Source organism: Streptomyces sp. NTH33 (assembly GCF_003236365.1).
In the GTDB taxonomy this organism is placed as follows: domain Bacteria; phylum Actinomycetota; class Actinomycetes; order Streptomycetales; family Streptomycetaceae; genus Streptomyces.
The window spans coordinates 1-4,813 of the sequence record NZ_POTZ01000488.1; the positions used below are offsets into that span (position 1 = coordinate 1).

Below are 4,813 nucleotides of genomic sequence, written 5' to 3' on the forward strand. Positions count from 1 at the left end.
CTCGACCTCGGCGCGCAGCACACCGGGGGTGACGGTGACCGGGCCGACCATGCCCTTGCGGGCGTAGGTGCGGCCGCGGGAGAGGCGGCCGGCATCGAGGGTGGAGGCCTCCAGGGCGTCCACCCAGGCCTGCCCCCACCAGGTGGCGGCGAAGGCGCGGCTGCCGGTACGGGGTGCCTTGCGGGCGGGGGTCATGCGTCGGCTCCGTGGGACAGTGCGACGAGTTCGGCGAGGTCGGCGTCGGAGAGTTCGGTCAGGGCGGCCTCACCGGAGGCGATGACCTGGTCCGCGAGCGCGCGCTTGGCACCGAGCAGACGGGCGACCCTGTCCTCGACCGTGCCCTGCGTGGTGAGCCGGTGGACCTGGACCGGGCGGTCCTGGCCGATGCGGTAGGCACGGTCGGTGGCCTGGTCCTCGACGGCAGGGTTCCACCAGCGGTCGTAGTGGATCACGTGGGTGGCGCGGGTGAGGTTGAGGCCGGTGCCGGCGGCCTTCAGGGAGAGCAGGAATACGGGGAACTCGCCCTGCTGGAAGGCGGCGACCATCTCCTCGCGTCGGGGGACGGCGGTGGCGCCGTGCAGGTAGCGGGCACGGACGCCGCGGTCGGCGAAGTGGCGTTCCAGGAGCTTGCCCATCTGCGTGTACTGGGTGAAGACCAGGGCGCCCTGGTCTTCGGCCACCACCGTGTCGAGCAGTTCGTCGAGGAGTTCCAGCTTGCCCGAGCGGCCGGGCAGCGGGCCGGCCTCGCGCAGGTAGTGGGCGGGGTGGTTGCAGATCTGTTTGAGCGCGGTGAGGAGTTTGAGCACCAGGCCGCGGCGGGCGATGCCGTCCGCCTTCTCGATCCGGGCCATGGCCTCGCGTACCTGCGCCTCGTACAGGGCGGCCTGCTCACGGGTGAGGGCGACGGGGTGGTCGGTCTCCGTCTTGGCCGGCAGTTCGGGGGCGATCCCGGGGTCGGACTTGCGGCGGCGCAGCAGGAACGGGCGGATGAGCCGGGTGAGCCGCTCGGCGGCCTGCCGGGCCTGATCGGTGGTCTCCGCGTCGCCGTCCGTGCCGAGCGCACCGCGCTCGATGGCTTTCGCGAAGCGGTCGCGGAAGGCGGAGAGCGGGCCGAGCAGGCCGGGGGTGGTCCAGTCGAGCAGTGCCCACAGCTCGGAGAGGTTGTTCTCCACCGGAGTGCCGGTGAGCGCGACGCGGGCGCGGGTGGGCAGGGCGCGCAGTTCGCGGGCGGTGGTGGCGTACGGGTTCTTGACGTGCTGGGCCTCGTCGGCGGCGACGAGCGACCATTTCACGGCGGCGAGCCGCTCCCGGTCGCGGCGCAGCACGCCGTAGGTGACTAGGACGAGTTCGTCCCCGGCGAGGTGGTCCAGGGTGCGCTCGCCGCCGTGATAGCGGCGTACCGGGACGGCGGGGGCGAAACGGGCGGCCTCGCGCTGCCAGTTGCCGAGCAGCGAGGCCGGGCAGACCACGAGGGTGGGACCCGCGGTGTCGGGCTGCTCCTGGCGGTGCAGGTGGAGGGCGAGCAGCGTGACGGTCTTGCCGAGGCCCATGTCGTCGGCGAGGACGCCGCCGAGGGTCAGGCGGGTCATGTCCGCCAGCCAGGCCAGGCCCCGCTGCTGGTAGCCGCGCAGGGTGGCGGTCAGGCCCTCCGGTGTCCGGACGGGGGCGCGGCCCTCGGGGGCGCGCAGCCGGGCGACCAGTTCGCCGAAGGCGCCGGCCGCCTGCACCGCGACGCGCTCACCGTCCCATTCCACCTCTCCGGTCAGCACCGCCTGGAGTGCGTCCAACGGGGCGAGTTCGCGGCTGCGCTGCCGCTTGAGGCGGGCCACCAGCTTCGGATCGGCGACCACCCACTGGTCGCGCAGCTTGACCAGCGGGCGCCGGGCCTCGGCGAGTTGGTCGAGCTCGGCCTCGGTGAGCTTCTCTCCGCCGAGCGCGACATGCCAGGAGAAGTCGAGCAGGGCGTCGCGGCCCAGCAGGGTGTCCACGGTCGCGCCGGGCGCGGTGGCCGCCCCGATCTCCGCCCGCGCTTCAAGGGACTTGACCAGCTCACGCGGCCAGTGCACGCGCACGCCGACCGAACGCAGCGCGTCGGTGGCGTCCCCCAGCAGCTCCATGGCCTCCTCGTCGTCGAGCCGCAGCGTGCTGGGGGTGGCCTCGGCGAGCAGGCGAGTCAGGGGCTGCCAGGCGCGGGCGGCGCGGCGCAGCGCGAGCAGCGCCTCGGCCTCCGCGCGCGGACCGAGCAGGTGCTGCGCGCGAACCGGGTCGGCCCACAACTCGGCAGCGTCCAGGACCAGGGACGGATCGGCCGCGGTCCGCAGCTGCAGCGCCGCATGGAAGACGCGGCGCCGCCCGGCCGGGGGTTCGACCCGCAGTTCTACACTGGTCTGTGCGGCCCGTTCGGCCGCGGTTTCGGCCGCCCACTGGGCCAGGCGCGGATGCAGGGCGGTCGCACGGTCGGCGTAAGGGTTGCCGGGCACGGCCCGGCCGGCGGCCGGGGTGCGTGGCAGAGCATCCGCGAGCGCGTCACAGAACTCCCGTACCAGAGCAGCCGGTTCGGCGATTCGTACGACCTTGTCGTCCGCCGTGGGCGCGGGGAGGTTGTGGGCGTACGGCGGCAGGGCTGCGCTCAGCGCGTCCAGGTCCCGCTTGCCGCTCGCACCGGACGGCCCGAAGCGCCAGGTGGTGTACGTGTCGGAGGTCAGCGCCGGGTACAGACGCCCCTCGCCCAGCAGCCGAAGGGTGAGACGGGCGATGGCCGCCCACGCAACGAGCGACGGATGGACCCCGGTCCCGGGCAGGTCGAGCAGGAGGGCGAGCGCGACGCCCGGGTCGAGGGCCCACCCGTCGACGGTGCGGGTGCGCACCCCGCCGCCGTGCGGCAGGACCAGCGGCAGCCAAACCCGCTCCACCGCCTCCGGTGCGGCGGCCTGGGCGGGCATGCGGTGGGCGTCGGCGGCGGGCCGGTAGAGCACCAGGCGGCCGAGCCGGGCCGGCTGTCCCGGTTCGGCCGGGGCGAACACGGCCGCCCAGCCGCCGGCAGCGAGGTGCTGGCGGGCCCAGGCAGTGGCAGCGGGATCGGCGAGCGGTGCGGCTTCGGCGCCGGTCTCCCTCACGAGCAGGCTCACGTGGCGCTCCCCGCCTTGAACGCGGCCTTCCGCAGCCGCTTGGCCAGGGCCTTGTCGACGGGCTTGACGGCCTCGGCCAGCGCGCCGAGCACCTCGTCGGCGTGCGGGTGGCCGGCCCGCCACAGGTCGTCGGCGTGCTCGGCCAGCTGATCGAGCGGACGCCGGCCCTCCTCGGGGCCCGCCAGCAGCCTTTCGCGCAGCGCCTGCTCGCCCGCCCCGGCGAACGGCAGCGCACCGTCCACCAGCATCCACTCCAAACCCCACGCCTCTTCCCCCTCGACGGGTTCACCGATCCGGCGCAGCATCGAAGCCGCCGCGTGCGAACAGCCGGTGACCTTCGAGACCGCCGCCTTGCGCAGCACCGCCTTCGCCCGCCCGGTGCGGTCCGCCTCCAGTACGGCGGCCAGTACCCGCGGGGCCTGCAGGCGGCGCAGGGCATCGGCCGGCTCCGTGCCGTCGCAGGCGTCCACCACCTGGACGGCCGCGTCCGCCGCGGGGCGAGCCGCCAGCCAGCCCGCCACCTCTGCCGCCGCGTCCGTCTCGGAGAGGTACGAGGGGAGCGCGGCCAGCAGCGCGGAGGCGTCCGCCTGGGCGAGTGAGCCGATCACCGGTGCCGGGACGCCTGCCGCCACCAGCAGCGCGCGCAGGCCGGAGCGGCCCAGCGCGGTGAGCCGGAAGCGGCCGACGGACGGCGTGCCCCGCATGCCGCCGTCGGGCCCGTCGAGCAGCAGGGCGAGCACGGCGTCCGCCGGCGGAGGCTCGTGGCCCTCGCGTTCGGCGGCGCCGAACAGCTCCAGAGTCCCGGCGGTGTCGTGGTATTGGTCGATGAGGAGCGCCGAGACCAGCCGCCGGGCCGGGCCTTCGGGTAGCCCTTCCATGCCGTCGGTGAGGAAGTCGGCGACATCCAGCCACTCCTCGTCGGGCAGTCCGTACGCCGTGATCAGCATCAGGAACACCAGCGGCGGGGCTTCCTCGGTCAGCTCCCGCAGCGGCTGCAGCCCGCTCGGCAACTCGTCCAACGCGGGGAAGGCGAGGGAGAGTTCGACCGCCGCGCCCGCCACCGCTTCCTGCCAGGCAGCGAGGAGCGCCGTGTCATCGTCCTGGTCCGGCAGTTCGTCGCCGGCGTACGCCCGGTTGTTCTCCACCTCGACGAAGCCACAGTTCAGCGCCCAGTCCCAGGGCAGAGCCAGCGGTTCCATGTCAGCCGCGCTGCGGACCTTCGCCAGCCGCCCGGTCCGCTCCTCGGTATCACCCCACTCGTCGGGGTCGACGCGCCACAGCTCGGCCTCCTCCACGGCCTGCCGGGCGAGCTTGGGCCGCAGCACCTCCTTCGGGGTCAGTTCCTGACCGTCGCCGCACCAGTGCCCGAGCCGTACCGCCGCCATGAAGGCGGGCACCTTGCGCACCATGCGAGCCAGCTCCGCCTCACCGGGCAGCCGCACGGCCGGCAGCCGCAGGCCCACGGCTTCCAGGACATCGGACAGCGACACCTCGTCGTCCGGCCCGTCCTCTTCGGCGAGCGGCCCCGCGCCGCCGGGCAGCGGGTGTAGACCGCCGCACTCGCACTGGTACATCCCCGGCGGAGCCTGGCGTCCGCCCGGCCCGCCGCGCCTCTTCCGCTTCGTGCCCACCGCCCGGCGCAGCGGCACCTGCGCGAGCTCCCCGGTGAGCTCGCCGGGATCGAA

At 74.6% G+C, this 4,813-nt stretch carries 2 protein-coding genes and 1 pseudogene; all 3 read right to left on the bottom strand.

The window, feature by feature from the left end:
- Positions 1 to 195, bottom strand: a pseudogene (locus C1I97_RS31200) (SWIM zinc finger family protein); the annotation flags it as partial.
- Entirely contained in the window at positions 192 to 3,128 is a 2,937-nt protein-coding gene (locus tag C1I97_RS31205; protein WP_258382822.1) for a DEAD/DEAH box helicase, read from the bottom strand. The gene C1I97_RS31205 and the pseudogene C1I97_RS31200, both read right to left, overlap by 4 nt.
- A partial coding sequence (locus C1I97_RS40280; protein WP_181446999.1) for a hypothetical protein occupies positions 3,125 to 4,813 on the bottom strand: 1,689 nt, incomplete at its 5' end. The genes C1I97_RS40280 and C1I97_RS31205, both read right to left, overlap by 4 nt.